Origin of the sequence: Burkholderia sp. Bp9015 (assembly GCF_003853505.1) — a bacterium.
Taxonomy (GTDB): Bacteria; Pseudomonadota; Gammaproteobacteria; order Burkholderiales; family Burkholderiaceae; genus Burkholderia.
Genome location: NZ_QTPZ01000015.1, coordinates 123,892 through 148,005, shown reverse-complemented (window position 1 = coordinate 148,005; position 24,114 = coordinate 123,892). Strand labels below are relative to the sequence as shown.

Below are 24,114 nucleotides of genomic sequence, written 5' to 3'. Positions count from 1 at the left end.
GGGGGCGACCTGGTTTCGACAGGGGTTGTGAAGCGGCTAGGGCATGTCGAGGACCCGTCACCTCGTTAATCAATGGGAAAATCGTAACTGCAAACGACGATACGTTCGCACTGGCAGCCTAACGGCCGCCGTCCTCTGCCTAGTTCACTGACGGGCTAGTGTCGCAAGACCGGTAGCAATACCGCCAGAGGTCATTTACGTCAGTTAAGCCCTGTCGGCGTCGCGACGCCAGGGTCGAAAACCTAGCGAATCGCCGTAGTGCAGCGTGTTCGTCCGCGTCGCTGCGGTTAAATCAAATGACTGAACTAAACATGTAGAACTAGTCGTGGAGCGCTTCTGGACGCGGGTTCGATTCCCGCCGCCTCCACCAAATTCCGCGCTTGACGCACGAACCCCGCACGACGCGAGTCTGCGGGGTTTTTTGTTGCCAGTGCGCCCACCTCCCGCGCCCTCCGAAAAAGCGCCCGGCCCCGAGCGGGCCAGGCGGAATGCCACCGATACGCCGGCGACAGGAGGTGACGGAGGTTCGGCGCCGTCCGCGCTGCGCTCGAGCGCAGCGGACGACGCCCTGCCCGGCACCGCGACCGGACGCGATGCATCGTCGCACCGGCCGCGTGGCCCCGCCAGGCAATGCGCAGCTTAGCTGCCGCGATACAGCGACTTCATTTCTTCCGCGCTGGCCGGACGCACGCCGATCGCACGCGAGCCCGCTGCCGATGCGCCCTGCACCTGCGCGCCGTAGCCGCTGGCGTCGGCGCCTTGCGCCTGGGCCAACGCGCTGCGCTGCTGTTCTGCAACACGCGCGGTTGCGGCCTGGATCGCTTCCGGATAGTGCGGATCTTCGCCGCGGGCGGTGTTGTAACCGGCCTGCTGGAGCTGAACCAGTTCGGCGCGAACCTGTGCGCGGGTGAGTGCCGAGCCGGACTGCGCAAACGAAACGACCGGAGCAACGAGAGCGGCAGCAACGACAACGGCTTGAACGAGCGACTTCATGATGACCTACCTCCAGATTTGTCTGATTTCGCGGTGAACACCCGTTCATCGCTGACAAACCGAAGTTTATGTAGGCGGATGCTTAAGAATAAGGCAGGTTTCAGGAAGACATCCTTCCTGGATTACGGGTTAACCCTAGAATCCCGACAGGCACCCGATCCGGCATCGCACGATCGCACTGGACTACGACCGGCCATAAAGCACGAGCCCCGCAAGGCAGCATGCCCTGCGGGGCTCGAAAAGAATCGCGCGGCATCGGCGCGGCACGGCGGCACGGCCGCACAGACGCGTCGACGACGACCCGGCGCGTCTGCCTTGGTTTATTGAGTGTCCAGCGGGCACTTCAGGTTGCAGCCGTTCGGATCCCCCATATCGCCCTTGCGGCGCAATGCCGACTTCTTGCCGCTCTGGTATTTCTGCGACGGCGCAGACGCCGCGAACGGCATCTGCGGATGCTCGTTCAGGCGGAACTGTTCGCTCAGGATGCCGCCAGGCACGCCCGGGGAATTCTGCGCAAGCGCAAACGGCGAAACAGCGACGAGAAGCCCTGCGGTCAACGCTGCCGCGGCGAAGGGAACGGAAAGTTTCATGGCGGGATGACGCCTGAACGGCGTGCTTGTTGGAACGTTGATCAAGCGGCAAGCGTAGCGCAAATCCCTCGCTGCTGCAGCGCGGCTCGCGTGCATTCCCGTTACCGTGCGTTGCCGTCCGGCGTACCGGCCGCGACCGTACCGGCGAAGCCCTCCGCGACACCGGCCAGCGTCCCGCACGCCGCCGGATCGTAGCCGTCGAGATGCGCGACGCGCTCGACGAAACGTGCATCGCGCAGCAAGGCGAGCACGCCGGCGAGCGGCCGCGAGTCGAGCTGCGCGCGTTCGCACGCGAAGTAGTAGTCCTCGTCGACGACCGGGATGAAATCGAGCCCGAAATGACGGGCGGCCGGCTCGACGCCGAAGCCGAGATCGGCCATCCCGCTCGCGACGAACGCGGCGATCGCCGAGTGCGTGAGCTCGGCCGACGCGTAGCCGTCGATACGCTCGGGATCGATGCCGATCGCGCGCAACGCGAGATCGAGCAGCATGCGCGTGCCCGACCCCGGCTGCCGATTGACGAAGCGGATGTCGTGGCGGGCGAGATCGGCCAGCCCGCCGACCTGCTTCGGGTTGCCGCGCGGCACGAACAGCCCCTGCTGGCGACGCGTCAGATGAATCAGCACGTGACGCGTGTCGTCGAGCCACGGCCGGTAGATCTGCGCGCACCGTTCGCGGAACGCGCCGCGCGGCAGATGGAAGCCGGCCAGCTCGCATTCGCCGCGCGCGAGCGCCTGCACGGCCTCGACGCTCTCGCGATACTTGATGTCGACGGCGGCCTGCGCATCGACGAGTGCGGAAACGAGCGCCGCAACCGCATAGCCGTGCGACGCATGGATGCGCACGGCGCCGTCGCGCTGTGCGAGCCGCCGGTTCAGGTTGCTCGCCACCTCGGCCGCCAGCGCGCGCAGGTTCCCGTCGAGACGGCTGCGCGCGAGCCGCTGCGCGTCGACGACCGCCTGCCCCAGCTCCGACAATGTCGATCCCTTGCCGCGCGCGGTCTCGATCAACTCGCCGCCGACGCATGCCTCCAGCGCCCGCAGCATGCCCCACGCGTGCCGATACGACAGCCCTTTCGCCTGCGCGGCCTGTGCAATGCTGCCCGTATCGGCCACGAGCTCCAGCAACGGGGCGACATCCGACAGGCTCGCCGTGCGGCCCTCCGTGTCGCGTACGGTCAGATACGCGTCGCATTCGATTCGAATCAATTATGTACTCCGATTTCCTATTGCGACTGCGAAATCTTCCGCTTATCGTTGCTCAAAATCAATCAGGACGAAGTCCCGGTGTGCACTATATGAATCAATGGCACATATGAGACTTTGGAGGAGCACAACGATGTCCCCGAATTCCCCCGCGCCCGACGCGCTCGTCGAGCGTCATGCGCGCGCCGGCCGCTCGCTCGTCGCGATCCTGCATGCGATCCAGGACGAGGCCGGCTACGTACCGGCAGGCTGCGTCGCGCCGCTCGCGAAGGTGCTGAATCTGTCGCGTGCCGAAGTGCACGGCGTGCTCACCTACTATCACCACTTCCGCACCGCGCCGCCCGCGCGCGTGACGATCCAGATGTGCCGCGCCGAGGCGTGCCGCAGCATGGGCTGCGAAGCGCTGGCCGCACACGCGGAAGCGCGCACGGGTTGCCGGTTCGACGCCGCGCACGGCGATGGCGCCGACGCGCACGCGCCGGGCGACGTCGCGCTCGAGTCGGTCTACTGCCTCGGGCTGTGCGCACAATCGCCGTCGATGACGGTCAACGGCGTACTGCACGCAAAGGTCACGCCGGAGAAGTTCGACGCCCTGCTCGCCGACGCGGCCGCCCACACCCCGGAGGCCGCATGACGACCCGCATCTACGTTCCGCGCGATTCGTCCGCACTGGCGCTCGGCGCCGACGCCCTCGCCGCCGCGATCGTCGCGGAAGCCGAGCGGCGCGGCGTCGCGATCGAACTGATCCGCAACGGTTCGCGCGGGCTGCTGTGGCTCGAGCCGCTCGTCGAGGTCGGCACGGCCGCCGGGCGCGTCGGCTACGCGAACCTGTCGGCGGCCGACGTGCCCGCCCTGTTCGATGCAAACTGGCTCGACGGCGGCACGCACCCGAGCGGCGTCGGCCTCGTCGACGCGCTGCCCTATCTCGCGCGCCAGCAGCGCCTCACGTTCGCGCGCATCGGCCTGACCGATCCGCTGTCGCTCGACGACTACCTGAAGCATGACGGCCTCGCCGGCCTGAAGAACGCGCTCGCACTCGACGGCGACGCCGCGTGCGAGCTGCTGATCGAATCGGGGCTGCGCGGCCGCGGCGGCGCGGCCTTCCCGGCCGGCATCAAGTGGCGCACGGTCCGGCAGGCGCGCGCCGCGCAGAAGTACATCGTCTGCAACGCGGACGAAGGCGATTCGGGCACGTTCTCCGATCGCCTGCTCATGGAATGCGATCCGTACTGCCTGATCGAAGGGATGATCATCGCGGGCATCGCGACGGGCGCGACGCTCGGCTACATCTACGTGCGCAGCGAATACCCGCATGCGATCGCGGCACTCGAAACGGCGATCGAGCGCGCTCGCGAAGCCGGCTGGCTCGGCGAACGCGTGCTCGGCTCCGCGCATGCGTTCGACCTGCACGTCGCGAAGGGCGCCGGTTCGTACGTGTGCGGTGAGGAAACGGCGCTGCTCGAATCGCTCGAAGGCAAGCGCGGCGTCGTGCGCGCGAAGCCGCCGCTGCCGGCGCTCGCCGGCCTGTTCGGCCAGCCGACCGTGATCAACAACGTGATCACGCTCGCGACCGCGCCGGTGATCTTCGCGCGCGGCGCCGCGTTCTATCGCGACTACGGGATGGGCCGCTCGCGCGGCACGCTGCCGTTCCAGCTCGCGGGCAACATCCGCCACGGCGGCCTCGTCGAGCTCGCGTTCGGCGTCACGCTGCGCGAGCTGCTGTTCGACTACGGCGGCGGCACGGCCAGCGGCCGGCCCGCGCGCGCCGCCCAGGTCGGGGGCCCGCTCGGCACCTACCTGCCCGAACACCAGTGGGACGTGCCGCTCGACTACGAGGCGTACGCGGCGATCGGCGCGGTGGTCGGCCACGGCGGCATCGTGCTGCACGACGACACGTCGAATCTCGCGGAGCTCGCCGAATACGCGATGAAGTTCTGCGCGATCGAATCGTGCGGCAAGTGCACGCCGTGCCGAATCGGCTCGACGCGCGGCGTCGAGACGATCGCGCGGATTCGCGAAGGCGATACGTCGGAGCGTCAGGTCACGCTGCTGCGCGACCTGTGCGACACGATGCTCGCCGGCTCGCTGTGCGCGATGGGCGGGATGACGCCGTATCCGGTGCTGTCCGCGCTCGACCATTTCCCCGAAGATTTCGGGCTCGCCGCCGGCAAGCAAGCCGCGTCGGGTCCGGTCAAGGCTGCGGCCTGACCCAGAAGGAGCCCTGCATGTCCCTCGACACGAACAACGTCCGCCAAGGCGGCTGCGGCTCGGGCCAATGCGCGTGCAAGAGCGCCGCTGAAGCGCGCGCGCGCGATCCGTTCGACGAAACCGACTACGGCACGCCGCAACGGCATGCCGATACCGACGTCACGCTCGAAATCGACGGCCAGCCGGTCACGGTGCCGGCCGGCACGTCGGTGATGCGCGCCGCGATCGAAGCCGGCGTCAACGTGCCCAAGCTCTGCGCGACCGATTCGCTCGAACCGTTCGGCTCGTGCCGTCTGTGCCTGGTCGAAATCGAAGGCCGGCGCGGCTATCCGGCATCGTGCACGACGCCCGCCGAAGCCGGGATGAAGGTGCGTACGCAGTCAGACCGGCTGCAGTCGCTGCGCCGCAACGTGATGGAGCTGTACATCTCCGACCATCCGCTCGACTGCCTCACCTGCCCCGCCAACGGCGACTGCGAACTGCAGGACATGGCGGGCGTGGTGGGCTTGCGCGAAGTGCGTTACGGCTTCGACGGCGCGAATCACCTGCGCGACCAGAAGGACGAATCGAATCCGTACTTCACGTACGATCCGTCGAAGTGCATCGTCTGCAACCGCTGCGTGCGCGCATGCGAGGAAACGCAGGGCACGTTCGCGCTGACGATCGCCGCGCGCGGTTTCGAATCGCGCGTCGCCGCCAGCGAAGGCGAATCGTTCATGGCATCGGAATGCGTATCGTGCGGCGCGTGCGTCGCCGCGTGCCCGACGGCCACCTTGCAGGAAAAATCCGTCGTCCAGCTCGGACAGGCCGAGCATTCGGTCGTCACGACCTGCGCGTACTGTGGCGTCGGCTGCTCGTTCAAGGCCGAGATGAAGGGCACGCAGGTCGTGCGCATGACGCCGCACAAGAACGGCCTCGCGAACGAAGGCCACGCGTGCGTGAAGGGCCGCTTCGCGTGGGGCTACGCGACGCACAAGGACCGCATCACGAAGCCGATGATCCGCGAGAAGATCACCGACCCGTGGCGCGAAGTCAGCTGGGAAGAGGCGCTCACCTACGCGGCGACGCAGTTCCGCAAGCTGCAGCAGAAGTACGGCCGCGATTCGATCGGCGGCATCACGTCGTCGCGCTGCACGAACGAGGAAACCTACCTCGTGCAGAAGCTCGTGCGCGCCGCGTTCGGCAACAACAACGTCGACACCTGCGCACGCGTGTGCCACTCGCCGACCGGCTATGGCCTGAAGACGACGCTCGGCGAATCGGCCGGCACGCAGACCTTCGCGTCGGTCGGCCAGGCCGACGTGATCGTCGTGATGGGCGCGAACCCGACCGACGGGCACCCGGTGTTCGGCTCGCGCATGAAGCGGCGCATCCGCGAGGGCGCGAAGCTGATCGTGATCGACCCGCGCCGCATCGACGTGGTCGACGGCCCGCACGTGAAGGCCACGCACCACCTGCAGCTGCGCCCGGGCACCAACGTCGCGATCGTCAACGCACTCGCGCACGTGATCGTCACCGAAGGGCTCGTCGCCGACGCATTCGTCGCCGAACGCTGCGACATGCGTGCGTTCGAGCAATGGCGCGACTTCGTGTCGCGTGCCGAGAACTCGCCCGAAGCGACCGCCGACGTAACGGGCGTGCCGGCCGCGCTGGTGCGCGACGCCGCGCGCCTCTATGCGACGGGCGGCAACGCCGCGATCTACTACGGCCTCGGCGTGACCGAACACGCGCAAGGCTCGACGACGGTGATGGGCATCGCGAACCTCGCGATGGCGACCGGCAACATCGGCCGCGAAGGCGTCGGCGTCAATCCGCTGCGCGGCCAGAACAACGTGCAGGGTTCGTGCGACATGGGCTCGTTCCCGCATGAACTGCCCGGCTACCGGCACATCAGCGACGAAGTCGTACGCACGCAGTTCGAACAGGCATGGTCGGCCACGCTGCAGCCGGAACCGGGGCTGCGCATCCCGAACATGTTCGACGCGGCGCTCGACGGCAGCTTCAAGGGCCTCTATTGCCAGGGCGAGGACATCGTCCAGTCGGACCCGAACACGCAGCACGTCGCGGCCGCGCTGTCGTCGATGGAATGCATCGTCGTGCAGGACATCTTCCTGAACGAAACCGCGAAATACGCGCACGTGCTGCTGCCGGGCTCGACGTTCCTCGAGAAGGACGGCACGTTCACGAACGCGGAGCGCCGCATCTCGCGCGTGCGCAAGGTGATGCCGCCGCTCGCGGGCTACGCGGACTGGGAAGTGACGCTGCTGCTGTCGCGGGCGCTCGGCTACGACATGCACTACACGCATCCGTCGGAAATCATGGACGAGATCGCGCGGCTCACGCCGACCTTCTCGGGTGTGTCGTACGAGAAGCTCGATGCGCTCGGCAGCATCCAGTGGCCGTGCAACGAACAGGCGCCGGACGGCACGCCGACGATGCACATCGACGCATTCGTGCGCGGCAAGGGCCGGTTCGTGATCACGCAGTTCATTCCGACGCCGGAAAAGGTCACGCAGCGCTATCCGCTGATCCTGACCACGGGCCGCATCCTGTCGCAATACAACGTCGGCGCGCAGACGCGCCGGACCGAGAACGTGCAGTGGCACGAAGAGGACCGTCTCGAGATCCATCCGCACGACGCGGAGGACCGCGGAATCCGGACCGGCGACTGGGTCGGCATCGAATCGCGGGCGGGCCAGACCGTGTTGCGCGCGCTCGTGTCCGACCGCATGCAGCCGGGTGTCGTGTACACGACGTTCCACTTCCCCGAATCGGGCGCGAACGTGATCACGACGGACAGCTCCGACTGGGCGACGAACTGCCCGGAATACAAGGTGACGGCCGTGCAGGTGATGCCGGTCGCGCAGCCGTCGGACTGGCAGCGCGCGTATGCGCGCTTCAACTCGGAGCAGCTCGACCTGCTCGAGCGCCGCGCCGCCACGCCGGCCGTCGTGACGACGGGCAAGTGAGGAAGCGATGGACAACGGACACCTGGTCGACATGGCCAACCAGATCGGCGCGTTCTTCGAATCGATGCCCGATCGCGAAGAAGCGCTGAGCGGGATCGCCGAGCATATCCGGCGCTTCTGGGAACCGCGGATGCGTCGTGCATTGCTCGCCGCGCTAGACGATCCGTCGAGCGAGGCCGGACAACGCGCGGCGCCGATCGTGCGCGACGCGATCGCCGCGCACCGCGCATCGCTCGTGCCGGCCGCGGCCTCCGCCTGAGCACCCCGCTACGCGGGCACCGACATGCCCGCGAACCAGCTTTCGCAGTGGCGCAGCAGCGCGTTCGCGTCGGTGGCGGTACGGCCGCGCACCGCGATGTAGCCATCGGGCCGCAGCAGGTAGAACGACGGCCTCGAGCGGCCGTATACCTGCGCAAGCCCGTCCGTGCCGTCGCTTTCGGCATCGGCGACGCGCCATGTTCGCACGGCGCCCGGCATGATCCGCTCCAGCCCCTGCACAAGCGCCTGCGCATCCGCGGGCATCGGCGGCACGTCGCCCGTCTCGCCGGCGTCGGCACCTGCCGGTTCCTCGAGCAGCAGCAGCGTAAAGCTCGCGGGGTCGTGCAGGTCGTATAGCCGCGCGGTTCCGGGCGCCCGCCCGAGCGGCCCGTCGACCACGTGCACGAGCGCGTCGGGCGCGCGCTCGCCTGCGCGCGGCCCGCCGTCGAGCACGCGTTCGAGCGTGAGCGGGCTTTTCCGGTATTGCACGCCGAGCTCGCTGACGGTGCGGCGTACCGCGTCGCGCACCGGCCCGAACGACGCCAGCAGCGGCACGACATGATCGCGCAGCAGCTTCATCGCGCCGTGGTCGGCTTCGACGATCTGCGTGACGAGGCCGGTCTGCCGCAATACGTCACGCTCGATCGGGTGGCGCTCGGCGTGATACGTGTCGAGCAGGCGCTCCGGCGTGCCCGCGCCGAGCACGCGCGCGAGCTTCCAGCCAAGATTGAACGCTTCCTGGATGCCCGTGTTCATGCCCTGCGCGCCCGCCGGGCTGTGAACGTGCGCGGCGTCGCCCGCGAAGAATACCCGCCCGTGACGCAGTCGCTCGACCATCCGGCTATGCAGGCGGAAATACGTCGACCACGCGAGATCGCTCGGCGCAATCGACGCACCGACGCGCGCGCGCACGATCGCCTCGCATTCGTCGAGCGACGGGGTCGAGGGCGTGAGTCCGTCGGGCGATGCGTCGCTGCCGGGCGGCCGGTCGGCAACGAGCCGGTAGCGGCCGCCGCCCATCGGAAACAGCCCCGCGATGCCGTCGGGCGTCGTGAACAGATGGATCTCCTCGTCCGGCCAGTCGGGTATCGCCGCGAAATCGGCGAGCAGGAAAGTCTGCTCGAACGCATGCCCGGCGAAGCCCAGGCCAAGCAGGTGGCGCACCGTGCTGTGCGCGCCGTCGGCGGCGATCAGGTACGAGGGCGCGAACGCCTGTTCACGACCGTCCGCATCGCGGATCGTCACGTCGAGCGACGGTCCGCCCGCATCGCATGCGGTGAGCGTGACGCCGCGTTCGACGGTCACGCCGAACCCGGCCAGATGCTCGGCGAGCAGCCGCTCGGTGATGCTCTGGTCGAGAAACAGCAGATACGGATAGCGCGTTTGCAGCGGATCGAAATCGAGCCGCGCGATCACGCGGCCGTCCGCGTGCAGCGCGGCCGCATGGGCGCGATGACCCAGCGCGAGAAACGGTTCGACCGCGCGATGCTGCTCCAGCAGTTCGAGCGTGCGTGCCTGGATACCGATCGCGCGCGAGTACGGCGCGGGCACGGCGAGCCGGTCGATGATGCGCACCGGCACGCGGGCACGCGCGAGACTCATCGCCGCGGCAAGGCCGGTGGGGCCTGCGCCGACGATCAGCACGGGCGGGATATCGAGCAGTGTGTCAGCCATGAGAACCTCGATGACACGCGATTGTGCAAGTCTACGCCGCTCCGCGTGACGGGGCCATATGCCGACCGGCCGATCTGGGGTGCCCGCGCGCAGTGTGGGAAAATACGCGCTTTCCGTCAGTTTTCGCGTCATGGAATCCGCATTCGACCGAGCGTATGCCGCGCACCGCGCGGGCCGCCTCGCCGAGGCCGAGCACGGCTATCGCGCCGCACTCGCCACTCATCCCGCCAACGCCGACGCGCTGCATCTGTTCGGCGTGCTGCGGCATCAGCAGGGCCAGCATGCCGAGGCGGCCGATCTCGTCGGGCGTGCGGTCGAGTTGCGCCCGAACGACGCCGCGCTGCAGCTCAATCTCGGCAACGCGCTGAAGGCGCTCGGCCGGCTCGACGAAGCGATCGACCGCTTTCGCAACGCGCTGACGCTCGCGCCCGAATTTCCGCTCGCGCACTACAACCTCGGCAACGCCTATGCGGCACTGCAGCGCCACGAAGATGCCGTCGACGCATTTGCCCGCGCACTTCGGCTCACACCGGACGACGCATCGATCCACAACAACCTCGGCAACGCACTGAATGCGCTCGGCCGTCACGACGATGCGCTCGCCGCGTTCCATCGCGCGCTCGAGCTGCGGCCCGGGCATGCCGGCGCGCACAACAATCTCGCGATGGCGCTGAACGCGATGGGCCGGGCCGACGACGCGATCGCCCATTTCCAGGCTGCGATCGCCGCGCAGCCGCGCTTTGTCGCCGCGCATTTCAATCTCGGCAACACGCTCGAGGCGCTCGGCCGTCATGGCGAAGCCGCCGCCGCATTCGAAGCCGCGCTCGCGCTGCACCCGCCGTTTCCGCTCGCCCTCTTCGGGCTCGCGAACGCGCTGTGCGCGCAGGCACGCCAGCGCGAAGCGCTGCCCTACTACGAACGCGCGGTCGGTCTCGATCCGTCGTTCAGTCTCGCGTGGTTGAACCTCGGCAACGCGCATCACGCACTCGGCGCGCACGAGATGGCGCTGCGCGCGTTCGACCAGGCGCTGCGCGTCGCCCCCGACCTGAAACTCGCGCAGCTGCACCGCGCCGTCACGCTGCTGACGCTGGGCGACTTCGCCCGCGGCCTGCCCGCGTACGAAACGCGCCACGACACGCCGGGCGCGACGCCGCTCGGCACGCTGCCGCGCTGGCAAGGCGAGCCGATTGCCGCGCGCACGCTGCTGATCCGCGCGGAACAGGGCTTCGGCGACACGCTGCAGTTCGTCCGCTTCGTGCCGCTCGCCCGCGCGCGCTGCGCGCGCGTCGTGCTCGAAGTGCAGCCGGAACTCGTCGCGCTGCTCGCACCGGCCGCGGCACGCTGGCGCGTGACGCTCGTCGCGCAGGGCGCCGCGAAGCCGCCGGCGGCGGACGTCGCATGCACGCTGATGAGCCTGCCGTTCCTGCTCGGCCTGCAGCCGGCCGACATCGTCGCGGGCACACGCTACCTCGACGTGCCGGACAGCACGCAGCGGCGCTTTCGCGGCTCGCTGGGCGGCCAGTCGAAGCGCAAGTTCGGCCTTGCGTGGACGGGACGCCGGCAGGCACAGGAAAACCGCTCGATGCCGTTCGACGCGCTCGCGCCGCTGCTCGCGCTGCCGGACATCGACTGGATCGTGCTGCAGCCGGCACTCGACGACGACGAACGGGCACGCGTCGACGCGCATCCCCGCATGCATCGCCTCGACGGGCGGCTGAACGACTTCGCCGACACGGCAGCGCTGATCGAACGGCTCGACGGCGTCGTCACGATCGATACGGCGGTCGCGCACCTCGCGGGCGCGCTCGGCAAGCCGCTGTGGATCATGCTGCCGTTCGCATCCGACTGGCGCTGGTTCACCGGCGACGACTGTCCGTGGTATCCGCGAGCGAGGCTCGCCCGCCAGTCCGCACCGGGACAATGGCTCGACGTGGCGGCGGCGGTCGCCGCCGCGCTGCGCGACGCCTGAATACCCGAGCGCAGACAAAAAAAGGGAGCGCGGCGCGCTCCCTTTTTTCAGTCGATGTGATGCGATACAGCGGCGTCAGGCCGACTTGTACTGGTTGCGCGCTTCGCGCGTGCGATACAACACGAGCGTCGCGATCAATCCGCAGAATGCGGCGACGCTCAGCCACAGCCCCGGTGCCGCCTTGTTGCCGGTCTGGTGGATCAGCAACGTCGAGATCGCCGGCGTGAACCCGCCGATCGTCGTCGCGAGGCTGTACGCGAGCGAGAAGCCGGCCGTGCGCACATCGGCCGGCATCACTTCGGTCAGCGCGACGACCATCGCGCCGTTGTACGAGCCGTACAGGAACGACAGCCACAGCTCGACCGCGAGCAGCCGCAGGAACGACGGATCCGCCACGAGCCACAGCACGGCCGGATAGGCCGACAGCAGCGTGAGCACCGTGAACGCGATCAGCACCGGGCGGCGGCCGATGCGATCCGACAACGCGCCGGACAGCGGCAGCCAGACGAGATTGGACAGGCCGACGCAGACGGTCACGACGAGTGCGTCGAGCGACGACAGGTGCAGCACTTCCTTGCCGAACGTCGGCGTGTATGCGGTGATCATGTAGAACGACACCGTCGTCATGATCACCATCCCCATGCCGGCGATCACGACGCCCCAGTTTTCGAGCATCGAACGCATGATCTCGCCCATCGTCGGACGGTGACGCTTCGCGAGGAATTCGTCGGTTTCCTTCAGCGAACGACGGATCAGGAACAGGAACGGAACGATCAGGCAGCCGATCAGGAACGGAATGCGCCAGCCCCACGCGGTCATGTCCTCGGCCGGCAACGCGCGGTTCAGCAGCACGCCGACGAACGCGGCGAACACGACCGCCACCTGCTGGCTGCCCGATTGCCACGACGTATAGAACCCCTTGTGCCCCTTCGTCGCGATCTCCGACAGGTAGACGGACACGCCGCCGAGCTCGACGCCCGCGGAAAAGCCCTGCAGCAGCCGGCCGAGCAGCACGAGCACCGGCGCGAGCACGCCGATCGTCGCGTAACCCGGTATCGAGGCCACCGTGAGCGTGCCGAGCGCCATCAGCCCGAGGGTCAGGATCAGCCCCTTGCGGCGGCCGTGATGGTCGATGTACGCGCCGAGCACGATCGCGCCGACCGGGCGCATCAGAAAGCCCGCGCCGAACACCGACAGCGACAGCATCAGCGACGCGAACGCGTTGCCGCTCGGAAAATACGTTTTCGCGATGGCCGACGCGTAATACCCGTAGACCATGAAGTCGTACATTTCCAGGAAGTTGCCGCTGACGACCCTGAACACGGTACGGAATTTCGATTCCTGCGCGACGGCGTGTGTGGCAGTGGACATGGAGTTCTCTCGGCTCGGAAGGCGCGACCTGCGCGCCGTGGGGATCCGACGATGCGCATGCCGGCATGGTTGGCGAATGATGCCACGCGAAGCCGACAATTGCCTTGTACCCGACCGGCGTTGCGGACGCCGCGTCCGGCTCGTACGAATCTCGGCGAAAGGCGCATCAAAATCGGATTGATCCGATCGACCGATGGCGATCGCCTGACCACAATGTCACGATTCGCGACGCACTCCGCGCCGCGGCCGGCCACGCGGCCCGCGTCGCACCGCACACCGCCCTCATGATTCCATCGCCCCTCGTTTCCGTCGAAGGCTCAATCGCCCGCCCTCGCGTCGCGCCGCTCGACGGCGTGCCGCCGTTCGGCCGCGAATGGCGGTTCGGCGCCGCGTCCGGCAGCCGCTCCGGCATCCGCTGCGTGGCAACGTTGACGACTTCGTGCATCGACGTCGACGCGCCGCATCGTGCCTGCCGCTGGCAACCGCTGGCCGCCGTACAGCCGTCGTCAGCGGGCGTACCGGCCGTTGCGGCCGGCGCCACCGGTCGGCATCGGCACATCGCACGTGCCGTTGATCGAGCACATGACCGGCGGGCACGGCATGCCGCCTGCTGGAGCATCGGCGCACTCGCGATCATCGGCGGGCTGATCGTCGCCCACGAACCGTTTCCGGATGTCGCGCGTTCGCCGGTCATGCAAATCGCCGGCGCCGTGCCGGAGCACGCGACGGAATTCACGGGTCGAGTGCGGAGCGCCGGGGCCGAGCCCGCCACGGCCATCACGCCGGCACGGCACCACGCGGCGCGGGCCGTTGCCAGTACACCTATCACATCGTCGCAGCCCGCACGCGACGCTGCGCTCGCGCCGTCGCCGCGACTCGCCGACGCCGACGGCGCGCCGGACGTACGACGCGCCGCCACCGCGGCGGCACCGTCGCCGAATCGACCGAACGGCACGCACGCGACAGCCGCGCAAGTCCACCCGCCTTCCGCGCCGCGACTCGCCGGCCGCCCGTCGATCACGCACGTCGCATCGCGCATGCCAACGCCCGGTCGCGCCGGTTCACTGCCGGTCCCGGACACCCGGCACGACCAGCACGCTTCGCTCGACGATCCACTCACGCTGATCGCGATGGCGAACGCGCTGCGCGCCGATCGCCCGGCATGGGCGGCCGACGCACCCGCCGCAGACTTCGACTGGACGACGCACCTGTCCCACCGCCGCCTGACCGACACACCCACCACGCTCACCCGCTGACGCGCGGGCAATAAAAAACCCGGCGAAGCACGCTGCGCCGGGTTTTCGTTCGTCGACCGGTCCGTCGGGCCGGCCGCTCATCACTTGTGCGCGGGCAACCCCGTTTCGGCCTGCCGCTCGAGTTGCCGTACCTGCTCCTGCAGTTCGCGCAACTGCAGTTGCGCCGCCCGCTTCTCGACCTGCAGCGCCTGCGCCTGTTCGTGCGCCGACTTCTGCCGCTGCGCGACCTCGGCCTGCTGGCTGCGCGCGACGCTCAGATCGGCCTGCAGTTGCTGCGCACGATTCGCCTGCAGCGCGATCACGCGTTCGAGGAACGTCTTCTGCGCCTGCAGTTCGGTGCGGCGGATTTCGACGTCCGCGAGTTGCGTCGTCTGCTGGACGAAGTTCGCGTACACCATTTCCGCTCGGCTCTTCTCCTGCGACTTGACCACGCGCCACAGATGCTTGTCCTGGAACAGCGCGACGTAATACGTCATCTCGCGCGGATCGAACATCAGGCTCGCGCCGTAGCTGCCGTTGTACGTGGTGCGCATCTCGACGATTCGCCCGTCGTGCAGCATCTGCGTGAGCTCGGCGACGTTGCCTTGCGCGGTCGCATCCGTCGCGGAGGCGGCGGACGCGTCGGAAGGGGAAGCCGCCTGCGCGGCATCGCCGCGCAGGCTCGTCACCGCGGGGCGCGAGCCCGCGACCGGCGCGGTCGCGTCGACGGACCACGCTGCGCCCGCGTGCACGCAGGCGGCCAGCGCAACGATCCACGTTGCGCATCGTGCAGGGGAAAAATCTCGGAAGGCCAACGTCAGACTCCGGCGAACGAATCGGGAGTCGCGATTATCGTTCAAAACGAAACGGCCGCATCTCGAATTTAACGGGATGCGGCCGGCCTTCCTGCCCGGCACTGCAAACGCCGCCTACAGGCGCGTTTCGCGTGCCGCGCGCAGGAATGCATCGAGCAGCGGCGTGCAGTCGAGCAGTTCGGCGCCGCCCGCACGATGAAACTCCGGGTGCCATTGCACGCCGACGACGAACGGCGCGCGCCGGTAGCGAATGCCTTCGATGATCCCGTCGCCGGCCGACACGGCCTCGATGTTCAGATCGCGGCCGAGATCGCGGATCGCCTGATGGTGGATCGAGTTCACGATCGCTTCGCTGCGCCCGGGAAACATGCTCGCCAGCGTCGACGAGTCCGGGAAGCGGATCGCGTGGCGATGCTGGTCGTAATGCTCGCTCACGTGCGCGTTCGCGGTCGGTACGTCGGTCGCGATGTCCTGGTACAGCGACCCGCCGAACGCGACGTTGATCAGCTGGCAACCGCGGCACACGCCGAGCACCGGCTTGCCGGACTCGACGAACTCGTGAAACAGCTCGAGCTCGTACATGTCGCGCACGCGGTCGCCCGGCCATTCGGGGCGCGCGTCCGACGCCGCGTACGTTTGCGGCGACACGTCGGCGCCGCCTTGCAGCAGCAGGCCGTCGAGATGCTTCGCGTAGTCGCGCAGGCGGATGTTGCTCGGGTGCAGCATGCCCTGGTGACCGACGGTCGGGATCATGAACACGAGCACGTCGCGCGACATCACCCAGTGCGCGATCGATTCCTCGAGATACTGCAGCGTCTTGCCGCGCAGCCCCTTCGCTCCGGGCTCCGGATGGAAGATCCGCGCCGACACGCCGATGCGCAGCGTGCGCTGAGTGATCCGCTGGCCGGCGCGATCGAATAGCCGGCGTGCGCGCGCCGCGACGATCCGGCCGAATACCGACCACGGCGTGTCGCTTTGCTTCAGGTAAGCCGGCGGCACGTTCTGCGCATTCGCGGGCGGCGGGCGCGGCGTGTCGAAATCGGGCTGCGCGCCGAAACCGGGCGGCGCTGCACCGGGTTTCGGCGGCGCTGCACTGCCTTCGGCGGCGGCACCCGCCGTGCCTGCGGCGCCCGGCTCGGCCGCCGCCGTGACCGGTGCTGCGCCATTCGCCGCGACGACCTGCGCAGCGGCAGCCTGCGTGGCAGGCGCCTCCGGCGTGGGCGCCGGACCGGAACGAGGGGAATCGGTGGAAGCGGAAGAAGTGCCGGGCAGACCGGCCGGGGGAGGCGTGTTTTCGCTCATGACGATGGTCTGGTACGTCGCTCGCGCGTATTGGATTGACGAGGATTCATTATGCTTCAGTGCACGATCGCGCGGTAAACCTGCAACATCCTGTCGAAATTGTTGCAAGTCGTCGCATCCCCCGCCGGGCGTGCCGCCGGCCTCCATCCGGCGGTATCGACGGTCGTCCGGGCAAACTGGACATCAGTGATATATCACAATAATATTCACGGATCGTCCACGTTGCCCGATCGCCCGCGCCATGACCGCGCCCCGTCCGACCACCGCGCCCCCGCCTGCATGAACGCCCTGACCGACGCCCTCCACGACCGGCCCGCCGCATCGGCGGTCAGCCTCGCCGACCGCGCGTACGCGCTGATCCAGCGCGACATCATCACGATGCGCCTGAAGCCGGGCGCCGCGCTCAACGAAGCCGACCTCGTGGCCCGCACCGGCATCGGCCGCACGCCCGTCCATCAGGCCGTCCACCGGCTGGTGCTCGAAGGGCTGCTGGCCGTGATGCCGCGCAAGGGGTTGATGGTGCAACCGCTGTCGCTCGACGACATCGTCGCGGTGACCGACGTGCGCCGCATCAACGAAGCGCATTGCGTCGAACTCGCCGCCCGCCATGCAACACCCGACGATCTCGCCCGCATGTCCGCGCTGCTCGACGACGGCCAGGCCTGCGTCGACTCGCACGACGTCGAGGGCATGATGGAGCTCGACCGCGCGCTTCATCAGACGATCGCCGCGGCGGCACGCAACACGGTGCTCGCGGAAATCCTGCGCGCGCTGCACGAACGCTCGCTGCGCTTCTGGTTCGTCACGCTGTCCGAGCCGCATCACCTGTCTGACGTCCAGCACGAACACCGCGAACTGTTCGAGCGGCTGTCCGCGCGCGACGCCGCCGGCGCACGCACGGCCGTCGAGCGCCACATCGATTCGTTTCGCGCCACCCTTGTCCAACACCTTCGCCCCCTGAGCCGCCCATGACCACCTTCACGCCCTTCCCTCCGCTCGCCCAGCTCGCCGCCGATCTCGCCGCCGGCCGGACCACGAGCCGCGCGCTCGTCGACGTCGCGCTCGACCGGATCGCCGATCCGGCCGGCCAGGGTGCCGCCGTCTTCACCGAAGTCGACGCCGACAACGCGCGCGCGGCCGCCGACGCGCACGACCGCCTGCGTGCCGCGGGCACCGTGCTGTCGCCGCTCGCGGGCATCCCCGTATCGGTGAAGGATCTGTTCGACGTCGCGGGCCAGGTGACGCGCGCCGGTTCGCGCGTGCTCGACGGGGCGCCGCCCGCCAGGGCCGACGCGGTCGCCGTCGCGCGGCTCAAGCGCGCGGGCGCGGTGCTGGTCGGCCGCACCAACATGAGCGAGTTCGCGTTCTCGGGGCTCGGGCTGAATCCGCACTTCGGCAATCCTCGCTCGCCGTACCACCGCGACGTGCCGGGCGATGCACGGATTTCCGGCGGCTCGTCGTCGGGCGCGGCCGCGTCCGTCGCCGACGGGATGGCCGCCGTCGCGCTCGGCACCGACACCGGCGGCTCGATCCGCATCCCGGCCGCCCTGTGCGGGCTGACCGGCTTCAAGCCGACCGCGAGCCGGATCCCGACGCAAGGCGGCGTGCCGCTGTCGACCACGCTCGACTCGTTCGGCCCGATCGGCCTGACGGTTGCCTGCTGCGCACTCGTCGACCGGATGCTCGCGGGCCTCGAACCGCACGTGCCGGCCGCGCGGCCGCTCGAAGGCGTGCGGCTCGGCGTGCTGACCAATTATGTGACCGACGGCGTCGACGCCGACGTCGCCGCCGCGCTCGACGCATCGCTGAAGCACCTCGAAGCCGCGGGCGCGATCGTCTCTGAAGTGCGCTTTTCCGCGCTCGACCGGCTGCCGGACATCAACCGCTTCGGCTTCTCGCCGATCGAGGCGTACGCGTGGCATCGCCCCCTGCTCGCGCAGCACCGCGACCAATACGACCCGCGCGTGCTGTCGCGCATCCTGAAGGGCGAGCCGGCGAGCGCGGCCGACTATCTCGACCTGCTCGCCGCCCGCCACGCGATGCTGGAAGAAGCGGCACACACCGTCTGGTCGCGCTTCGACGCGCTCGTCGCGCCGACGGTGCCGGTCGTGCCGCCGCGCATCGCCGAACTCGAAGCGGACGACGCCGCGTTCACGCGCACCAATGCGCTGATCCTGCGCAATCCGAGCGCCTTCAACTTCCTCGACGCATGCGCGCTGTCGCTGCCGTGCCATCCGCGCGACGCGGCGCCGGTCGGCCTGATGCTCGCGGCCGCGCCGCATCGCGACGACGCGCTGCTCGCGATCGGCCAGGCGGCCGAGGCCGTGCTGAACACGATCCGGTGACCGCCCGCGCGGCATGACGGCGGGCTATGGACCGGACGAAGCGGCGGCGGCCGGGTGCCGCACGCGCGCTGTCAGTTTCGTGCCAGATCGTTCGCGCTAAAATCGCGCGATTGTTTATCGGACCGACCAACGACAGGAATCCCGCCGACATGAACGACTCCACGCTCGCACTCCGCCGTGAACGCCGCCTGCTGATGCTGCTCGGCTGGGTGTGCATCGCCCTGCTGGCCGGCGCGCTGTATCTGCAGTACGTGAAGAACGAAGATCCGTGCCCGCTGTGCATCATCCAGCGCTACTTCTTCGCGGCGATCGGGATCTTCGCGTTCCTGGCCGCGGGGATGCGCAACTGGCGCGGCATCTGGGTGCTCGAGCTGCTGATCGCGATCGCCGCGGCCGGCGGCGTCGGCACCGCCGCGCGGCACCTGTCGATCCAGATGAATCCGGGTTTCAGCTGCGGCTTCGACACGCTGCAGCCGATCGTCGACAGCCTGCCGCCCGCCCAGTGGTTCCCCGGCATGTTCAAGGTTGCCGGCCTGTGCGAGACGGTCTACCCGCCGATCTTCGGGATCCTACTGCCCGGCTGGGCGCTGATCGGCTTCGCCGTGATCCTGATTGCCGTCGCCTCGAGCCTCTGGCGCCATCGCCGCAAGCTGGCGGGCTGACCGGCCGCGCCGCGCGATCCGGCCGACCGGTCGAGGCCGCGTGGCCGCTTCGTCCGGCTAGGCCCACGACACCGGCGCGACCCCGATGCGGCCGCACCTGCCGGCCGCGCGTAAACACCTATCCCCGCCGCCGTCCCGATTCCCGGGCGAACGCGCGTCGCGCGACATCCGCGCGCACGCCCCGCCACGCATGCGTTTCGGCCCGACGCCCGCGCGTCGGCGCCCCGATCCCGCGCGGCGGGCCTATGATCGACATGATCGCCGTCTGATAGCCCGGATCACCGCCCGGCAATGTTCCCGCCGCCTTGCGGTGCTATCTTCACGACTGGATGGCGATCTACGTGCGCGAGGCCAGGCGGTCTCACCTCCTGCGTAACGCGCGCCCGATCCGCAATGTCGACTGGATTCATCATGACAACGCAAACCATCCGCATCCGTCACCCTCATGGCGTCCGCACGTTGCGCGGCGTCGTTCGCGCGCGCCTTCGGCGCACGGCCACCGCACTGAACCCGTCGTGCGGCCGGCCCGCCTCGCTCCCGTCCGTCCTCGTTGCCGCCGCGCCCGCCAGCCCGCGCCGCGCGTCGTGCCGAATCGTCCGGAACGGAGCGTGCTGATGGAAGCCTGGCTCGGCGATCTGCAGCAACTGCTCGCACACGGCGAAGCGGCCGTGCTCGTGACGGTCGCGCATACCGACGGCTCCGCGCCGCGCGAGGCCGGCACCAAGATGCTCGTCACGCGCGACACGGCCCGCCATACGATCGGCGGCGGTCATCTGGAATGGAAGGCGATCGAGATAGCGCGGCACCTGCTGAAGGACGGCGCGCACGTGCCCCACGCGCGCCGGCTCGAACGGCTCGCGCTCGGCCCGAGCCTCGGCCAGTGCTGCGGCGGCGCGGTCGTGCTCGCGTTCGAGCGGCTCGACGTCGGCGATCTCGGCTGGATCATGTCGCTCGCGAAGCGCGTCGCGGCGGGCGCCGCGACCGTGCGTAGCGTATCATTCGGCCCCTCGCCGGGCGCGCCGCTGCTGAGCGAGCCCGAATCGCCGGCCGCGCGTGCCGATTGCCTGCTGTGGGAAACCGGCGGTGTAGCGTTGATGACCGAAACGATCGCGCCGTATGCGTTCCCCGTCGTACTGTTCGGCGCCGGGCACATCGGCACCGCGCTCGTGAAGGTGCTGGCAACGCTGCCGTGCCACGTGCGCTGGATCGACGGCCCCGATGCGGTGTTCCCGCCGGCCGAGGCACTCGCCGGGATCGGCAATCTCGCGATCGACGCGCTTGCCAGCCCGGCCGATGCCGTCGACACGGCGCCGCCGCACGCGTACTTCGTCGTGATGACGCACGACCACGCACTCGATTTCATGCTTGCGGAGCGCATCCTGCGGCGCGGCGACTATGCATACTTCGGGATGACCGGCTCGCATACCAAGCGCGCGCAGTTCGATCATCGGCTGGCGGCGATCGGCATCGACCCGGCCCAGGTCGCGCGGATGCGCTGCCCGATCGGCGTCGAAGGCATCATCGACAAGGCACCCGAAGTGATCGCGATCTCGGTGGCCGCGCAGTTGCTGCAGGCCGTCGAGGCGAACGCACCCGTGCAGGCTTCCCCCACCTTCTGACCGACCAAGAACAACGCCATGACCCCGACATTCAAGGACAAGATCGCCCGCGCTCCGAAAGCGGAGCTGCACATCCATATCGAAGGCTCGCTCGAGCCCGAACTGATTTTTGCGCTCGCGCAGCGCAACGGCGTGAAGCTCGCGTACGAATCGATCGACGCGCTGCGTGCCGCATACGCGTTCACCGACCTGCAGTCGTTCCTCGACATCTATTACGCCGGCGCGAGCGTGCTGCTGACCGAGCAGGATTTCTACGACATGACGGCCGCATATTGCGAACGCGCGCTCGCCGACAACGTCGTCCACACCGAGCTGTTCTTCGACCCGCAGACGCACACCGAACGCGGCGTGCCGATCGAGACGGTGGTGGCCGGCATCGACCGCGCGCTCGCCGATGCCGAGCAGCGCGGGCTGTCGAGCAAGCTGATCCTGTGTTTCCTGCGCCACCTGCCGGAAGAAGATGCGCTCGCGACGTTCGACGCCGCGCTGCCGCTGTTCGAACGCTATCGCCATCGGCTGATCGGCGTCGGGCTCGACTCGTCCGAACTCGGCCATCCGCCGACGAAGTTCGCGCGCGTGTTCGAGAAGGCGCGCGCGCTCGGGCTGAAGCTCGTCGCGCATGCGGGCGAGGAAGGCCCGCCCGCGTATATCTACGAAGCGCTCGACGTGCTGAAGGTCGACCGGATCGACCACGGCGTGCGCAGCATCGAGGATGCGGCGCTCGTCGAACGCCTCGCGCGCACGCGCACGGCGCTGACCGTATGCCCGCTGTCGAACCTGAAGCTGTGCGTGTTCGACGACATGGCGAAGCACACGCTGAAGGCGCTGCTCGATCGCGGCGTCGCGGTGACGATCAACTCCGACGATCCGGCCTATTTCGGCGGCTACGTCAACGACAACTACTTCGCGACGGTCGACGGACTGCAGTTGACGGACGCCGAAGTGCACGCGGTGATTCGCAACGGCTTCGAGGCGTCGTTCGTCGACGCCGCGCAGCGCGATGCGCTGATTGCGCGTCTCGATTCGTACTGGCAGGCCGCGTGACGGCCGGCATCGAGGTCTGCTAGACAGATGAAACACCGCAACGACATCCGCTTCGCGACGACCGGCCCGGCGTTGTGCCGCACCGGCCGCCTGCGTGCGCCGGGCACGCAGGCCGGCATCGCGTCCGTCGTACGCGTGGCGACGGCGGTGTGCGTCGTCGCGCGCCGCAGCCTGTCGCTGCGCGTCGTACAACGACTGTTGCGGCTCGCGATGCCGCTCGCCGGCGAGCCGGTCGCCGTGATCGCGATCGCCATCGCGATTGCGGCGCTGTCCGCCGGTACGTCGGCCATCGCGGCCACGGCCGCCGCGCTTGCGTGCGCGAGCGCAGCGCGCGGCGCCGCCTGCGCGGCTCGCCGCATCGCGCAAGCCCGGGCCGCCCCCGCCGCGTCGTCGCCCGCGCGGCACCGACCGTTTTCTTCTGTTCGCCTTACCTTGATGCAGGACCCTTCGTCATGACGCAAACCGCTTTCCGTTCCCAGCTGCTGACCTTCAACGGCGACCCGGCGCAATCGAGCCAGGCCGCGAACCACGAGACCGACGGCCTCCTGATCGTCGATGACGGCAAGGTCGTCGCGGCCGGCCCGCATGCACGGCTGGCCGCGACGCTCGCACGCGACGCGGTCGTCCACGACCTGCGCGACAAGCTGATCGTGCCCGGCTTCATCGATACGCACATCCACTATCCGCAGACGGACATGATCGCGTCGCCGGCCCCCGGCCTGCTGCCGTGGCTCGACAAGTACACGTTCCCGACCGAGCGCCAGTTCGGCGATCCGGAACATGCGCGCGAAGTCGCCGACTTCTTCGTCGACGAATTGCTCGCGTGCGGCACGACGAGCGCGCTCGTCTACTGCACCGTGCACAAGCAGTCGGCCGACGCGCTGTTCGCGGCGAGCGACGCGCGCGACCTGCGGATGATCGCGGGCAAGGTGCTGATGGACCGCAACTGCCCCGAGTTCCTGCGCGACACCGCGCAATCGGGCTATGACGACAGCGCCGAGCTGATCGGCCGCTGGCACGGCAAGGGCCGTCAGATGTACGCGCTCACGCCGCGCTTCGCACCGACCTCCACCGAGGCGCAGCTCGAGGCGTGCAGCGAACTCGCGCGCCGCCATCCGGACGTGTTCGTGCAGAGCCACGTCGCGGAAAACGTCGACGAAGTGAAATGGGCGGCCGAGCTGTTCCCGGGCCACCGCAGCTATCTCGACATCTACGATCGTTACGGGCTGCTGCGCCCGCGCGCGGTGTACGGCCACTGCATCCATCTCGACGACGAGGACCGTCGCCGGATGGCCGAGACGCGCACCGTCGTCGCGCACTGCCCGACGTCGAACTTCTTCCTCGGCAGCGGGCTGTTCGACTTCGACAAGGCCGGCGAATACGACGTGCCCGTCACGCTCGCCACCGACGTCGGCGGCGGCACGTCGTTCTCGATGCTGCAGACGATGAACGAGGCGCACAAGGTTGCGCGGCTGTCGGGCCACCACCTGAGCGCGACGCGGATGTTCTGGCTCGCGACGGCCGGCGCCGCGCAGGCACTCGATCTCGCCGACACGGTCGGCACGCTCGCGCCGCGCACCGAAGCCGACTTCGTCGTGCTCGACCCGCAGGCCACGCCGCTGCTCGCACGCCGCACGAAGCGCGCGGAGTCGCTCGAGGAACTGCTGTTCGCATTCGCGCTGCTCGGCGACGACCGCGCCGTGTACCGCACGTACGCGGCCGGCCGGCTCGTGCACGAGCGCGGTGCCGCACGCCGCGCCGCCGCGTAACCGGCGCACCTGAGCCCCACCCTGCTCCGGCATGCGCTGCGGCGCATGCCGGAGCCGTCGAATTCACCGCGTGCGGCACGCGCCGT

General features: G+C 69.0%; 20 protein-coding genes and 1 other RNA gene. 14 read left to right on the top strand and 7 right to left on the bottom strand.

The features are described 5' to 3' along the window. Positions 1-370: a transfer-messenger RNA gene (gene ssrA / locus DIE12_RS18225) on the top strand. 269 nt (positions 371-639) lie between these two features. Here ssrA and DIE12_RS18220 read toward each other — a convergent pair. The 3 genes from DIE12_RS18220 to DIE12_RS18210 form a co-directional block, all read right to left on the bottom strand. Beyond that, entirely contained in the window at positions 640-993 is a 354-nt protein-coding gene (locus tag DIE12_RS18220) for a DUF4148 domain-containing protein (protein ID WP_059599002.1), read from the bottom strand. Positions 994-1,313: 320 nt separating this feature from the next. Further along, positions 1,314-1,583, bottom strand: coding sequence for a hypothetical protein (locus DIE12_RS18215; RefSeq protein ID WP_044844846.1), 270 nt, complete (start codon positions 1,581-1,583; stop codon positions 1,314-1,316). Between the two features lie 101 nt (positions 1,584-1,684). Continuing rightward, positions 1,685-2,791 (bottom strand): substrate-binding domain-containing protein, encoded by a 1,107-nt coding sequence (locus tag DIE12_RS18210; RefSeq protein ID WP_124487821.1) that lies wholly within the window; start codon positions 2,789-2,791, stop codon positions 1,685-1,687. A 130-nt stretch (positions 2,792-2,921) separates the two neighbouring features. Here DIE12_RS18210 and DIE12_RS18205 point away from each other — a divergent pair, with 130 nt between their 5' ends. Genes DIE12_RS18205 through DIE12_RS18190 form a run of 4 tightly spaced genes read left to right on the top strand, consistent with a single transcriptional unit; the run spans position 2,922 to position 8,224 of the window. Next, positions 2,922-3,422 carry an NAD(P)H-dependent oxidoreductase subunit E gene (locus DIE12_RS18205; protein WP_124487836.1) on the top strand — a complete coding sequence of 167 codons (501 nt, stop codon included), beginning with the start codon at positions 2,922-2,924 and terminating at the stop codon, positions 3,420-3,422. Then, positions 3,419-4,996 (top strand): NADH-quinone oxidoreductase subunit NuoF, encoded by a 1,578-nt coding sequence (locus DIE12_RS18200; RefSeq protein ID WP_124487820.1) that lies wholly within the window; start codon positions 3,419-3,421, stop codon positions 4,994-4,996. The genes DIE12_RS18205 and DIE12_RS18200 overlap by 4 nt, the downstream gene beginning before the upstream one ends. Positions 4,997-5,013: 17 nt before the next feature. Continuing rightward, positions 5,014-7,965, top strand: coding sequence for a formate dehydrogenase subunit alpha (gene fdhF / locus DIE12_RS18195; protein WP_124487819.1), 2,952 nt, complete (start codon positions 5,014-5,016; stop codon positions 7,963-7,965). Positions 7,966-7,972: 7 nt separating this feature from the next. Further along, positions 7,973-8,224 (top strand): formate dehydrogenase subunit delta, encoded by a 252-nt coding sequence (locus DIE12_RS18190; protein WP_124487818.1) that lies wholly within the window; start codon positions 7,973-7,975, stop codon positions 8,222-8,224. An 8-nt stretch (positions 8,225-8,232) separates the two neighbouring features. Here DIE12_RS18190 and DIE12_RS18185 read toward each other — a convergent pair whose 3' ends face one another. After that, positions 8,233-9,897: an FAD-dependent monooxygenase gene (locus DIE12_RS18185; RefSeq protein ID WP_044844852.1), complete on the bottom strand. Its 1,665-nt coding sequence runs from the start codon at positions 9,895-9,897 to the stop codon at positions 8,233-8,235. 130 nt (positions 9,898-10,027) lie between these two features. On the opposite strand from DIE12_RS18185, the gene DIE12_RS18180 reads away from it, so the two are divergent. Further along, positions 10,028-11,866: a tetratricopeptide repeat protein gene (locus DIE12_RS18180; protein WP_409333443.1), complete on the top strand. Its 1,839-nt coding sequence runs from the start codon at positions 10,028-10,030 to the stop codon at positions 11,864-11,866. 75 nt (positions 11,867-11,941) lie between these two features. Here the strand turns inward: DIE12_RS18180 and DIE12_RS18175 are convergent, their stop codons facing one another. After that, positions 11,942-13,237, bottom strand: coding sequence for an MFS transporter (locus DIE12_RS18175; protein ID WP_124487816.1), 1,296 nt, complete (start codon positions 13,235-13,237; stop codon positions 11,942-11,944). Between the two features lie 104 nt (positions 13,238-13,341). Here DIE12_RS18175 and DIE12_RS18170 point away from each other — a divergent pair, with 104 nt between their 5' ends. After that, a complete protein-coding gene (locus tag DIE12_RS18170; protein ID WP_311766324.1) occupies positions 13,342-14,493 on the top strand; it encodes a hypothetical protein in 1,152 nt (383 codons plus the stop codon). A gap of 80 nt (positions 14,494-14,573) precedes the next feature. Here the strand turns inward: DIE12_RS18170 and DIE12_RS18165 are convergent, their stop codons facing one another. Together DIE12_RS18165 and DIE12_RS18160 are read right to left on the bottom strand one after the other, a co-directional pair. Further along, the gene (locus DIE12_RS18165) at positions 14,574-15,287 is read right to left on the bottom strand and encodes a DUF2968 domain-containing protein (RefSeq protein ID WP_124487815.1); all 714 of its coding nucleotides are present in this window, start codon (positions 15,285-15,287) and stop codon (positions 14,574-14,576) included. Between the two features lie 114 nt (positions 15,288-15,401). Continuing rightward, positions 15,402-16,589, bottom strand: coding sequence for a gamma-glutamyl-gamma-aminobutyrate hydrolase family protein (locus tag DIE12_RS18160; RefSeq protein ID WP_124487814.1), 1,188 nt, complete (start codon positions 16,587-16,589; stop codon positions 15,402-15,404). A 279-nt stretch (positions 16,590-16,868) separates the two neighbouring features. Here DIE12_RS18160 and DIE12_RS18155 point away from each other — a divergent pair, with 279 nt between their 5' ends. The 7 genes from DIE12_RS18155 to guaD all read left to right on the top strand — a co-directional run bounded on the left by DIE12_RS18155 (position 16,869) and on the right by guaD (position 24,028). Then, positions 16,869-17,561 carry a GntR family transcriptional regulator gene (locus DIE12_RS18155; protein ID WP_124487813.1) on the top strand — a complete coding sequence of 231 codons (693 nt, stop codon included), beginning with the start codon at positions 16,869-16,871 and terminating at the stop codon, positions 17,559-17,561. Then, positions 17,558-18,934, top strand: coding sequence for an amidase (locus DIE12_RS18150; RefSeq protein WP_124487812.1), 1,377 nt, complete (start codon positions 17,558-17,560; stop codon positions 18,932-18,934). The genes DIE12_RS18155 and DIE12_RS18150 overlap by 4 nt, the downstream gene beginning before the upstream one ends. 149 nt (positions 18,935-19,083) lie before the next feature. Next, positions 19,084-19,596, top strand: coding sequence for a disulfide bond formation protein B (locus tag DIE12_RS18145; protein WP_124487811.1), 513 nt, complete (start codon positions 19,084-19,086; stop codon positions 19,594-19,596). A 614-nt stretch (positions 19,597-20,210) separates the two neighbouring features. After that, positions 20,211-21,215 (top strand): xanthine dehydrogenase accessory protein XdhC, encoded by a 1,005-nt coding sequence (xdhC, locus tag DIE12_RS18140; RefSeq protein WP_124487810.1) that lies wholly within the window; start codon positions 20,211-20,213, stop codon positions 21,213-21,215. Between the two features lie 18 nt (positions 21,216-21,233). Further along, positions 21,234-22,259 (top strand): adenosine deaminase, encoded by a 1,026-nt coding sequence (locus tag DIE12_RS18135; RefSeq protein WP_044849230.1) that lies wholly within the window; start codon positions 21,234-21,236, stop codon positions 22,257-22,259. A 27-nt stretch (positions 22,260-22,286) separates the two neighbouring features. Further along, positions 22,287-22,715 (top strand): hypothetical protein, encoded by a 429-nt coding sequence (locus tag DIE12_RS18130; RefSeq protein ID WP_124487809.1) that lies wholly within the window; start codon positions 22,287-22,289, stop codon positions 22,713-22,715. Further along, positions 22,712-24,028: a guanine deaminase gene (gene guaD, locus DIE12_RS18125; protein ID WP_044848552.1), complete on the top strand. Its 1,317-nt coding sequence runs from the start codon at positions 22,712-22,714 to the stop codon at positions 24,026-24,028. Before DIE12_RS18130 ends, guaD begins: the two co-directional genes overlap by 4 nt. Positions 24,029-24,114 lie beyond the last annotated feature (86 nt).

Excerpts from the sequence above, each read along its gene's own strand:
- DIE12_RS18220 (WP_059599002.1), bottom strand. The coding sequence starts at position 993 with ATGAAGTCGCTCGTTCAAGCCGTTGTCGTTGCTGCCGCTCTCGTTGCT.
- DIE12_RS18215 (WP_044844846.1), bottom strand. The coding sequence starts at position 1,583 with ATGAAACTTTCCGTTCCCTTCGCCGCGGCAGCGTTGACCGCAGGGCTT.
- DIE12_RS18205 (WP_124487836.1), top strand. The coding sequence starts at position 2,922 with ATGTCCCCGAATTCCCCCGCGCCCGACGCGCTCGTCGAGCGTCATGCG.
- DIE12_RS18200 (WP_124487820.1), top strand. The coding sequence starts at position 3,419 with ATGACGACCCGCATCTACGTTCCGCGCGATTCGTCCGCACTGGCGCTC.
- fdhF (WP_124487819.1), top strand. The coding sequence starts at position 5,014 with ATGTCCCTCGACACGAACAACGTCCGCCAAGGCGGCTGCGGCTCGGGC.
- DIE12_RS18190 (WP_124487818.1), top strand. The coding sequence starts at position 7,973 with ATGGACAACGGACACCTGGTCGACATGGCCAACCAGATCGGCGCGTTC.
- DIE12_RS18185 (WP_044844852.1), bottom strand. The coding sequence starts at position 9,897 with ATGGCTGACACACTGCTCGATATCCCGCCCGTGCTGATCGTCGGCGCA.
- DIE12_RS18180 (WP_409333443.1), top strand. The coding sequence starts at position 10,028 with ATGGAATCCGCATTCGACCGAGCGTATGCCGCGCACCGCGCGGGCCGC.
- DIE12_RS18175 (WP_124487816.1), bottom strand. The coding sequence starts at position 13,237 with ATGTCCACTGCCACACACGCCGTCGCGCAGGAATCGAAATTCCGTACC.
- DIE12_RS18160 (WP_124487814.1), bottom strand. The coding sequence starts at position 16,589 with ATGAGCGAAAACACGCCTCCCCCGGCCGGTCTGCCCGGCACTTCTTCC.
- DIE12_RS18155 (WP_124487813.1), top strand. The coding sequence starts at position 16,869 with ATGAACGCCCTGACCGACGCCCTCCACGACCGGCCCGCCGCATCGGCG.
- DIE12_RS18150 (WP_124487812.1), top strand. The coding sequence starts at position 17,558 with ATGACCACCTTCACGCCCTTCCCTCCGCTCGCCCAGCTCGCCGCCGAT.
- DIE12_RS18145 (WP_124487811.1), top strand. The coding sequence starts at position 19,084 with ATGAACGACTCCACGCTCGCACTCCGCCGTGAACGCCGCCTGCTGATG.
- xdhC (WP_124487810.1), top strand. The coding sequence starts at position 20,211 with ATGGAAGCCTGGCTCGGCGATCTGCAGCAACTGCTCGCACACGGCGAA.
- DIE12_RS18135 (WP_044849230.1), top strand. The coding sequence starts at position 21,234 with ATGACCCCGACATTCAAGGACAAGATCGCCCGCGCTCCGAAAGCGGAG.
- DIE12_RS18130 (WP_124487809.1), top strand. The coding sequence starts at position 22,287 with ATGAAACACCGCAACGACATCCGCTTCGCGACGACCGGCCCGGCGTTG.
- guaD (WP_044848552.1), top strand. The coding sequence starts at position 22,712 with ATGACGCAAACCGCTTTCCGTTCCCAGCTGCTGACCTTCAACGGCGAC.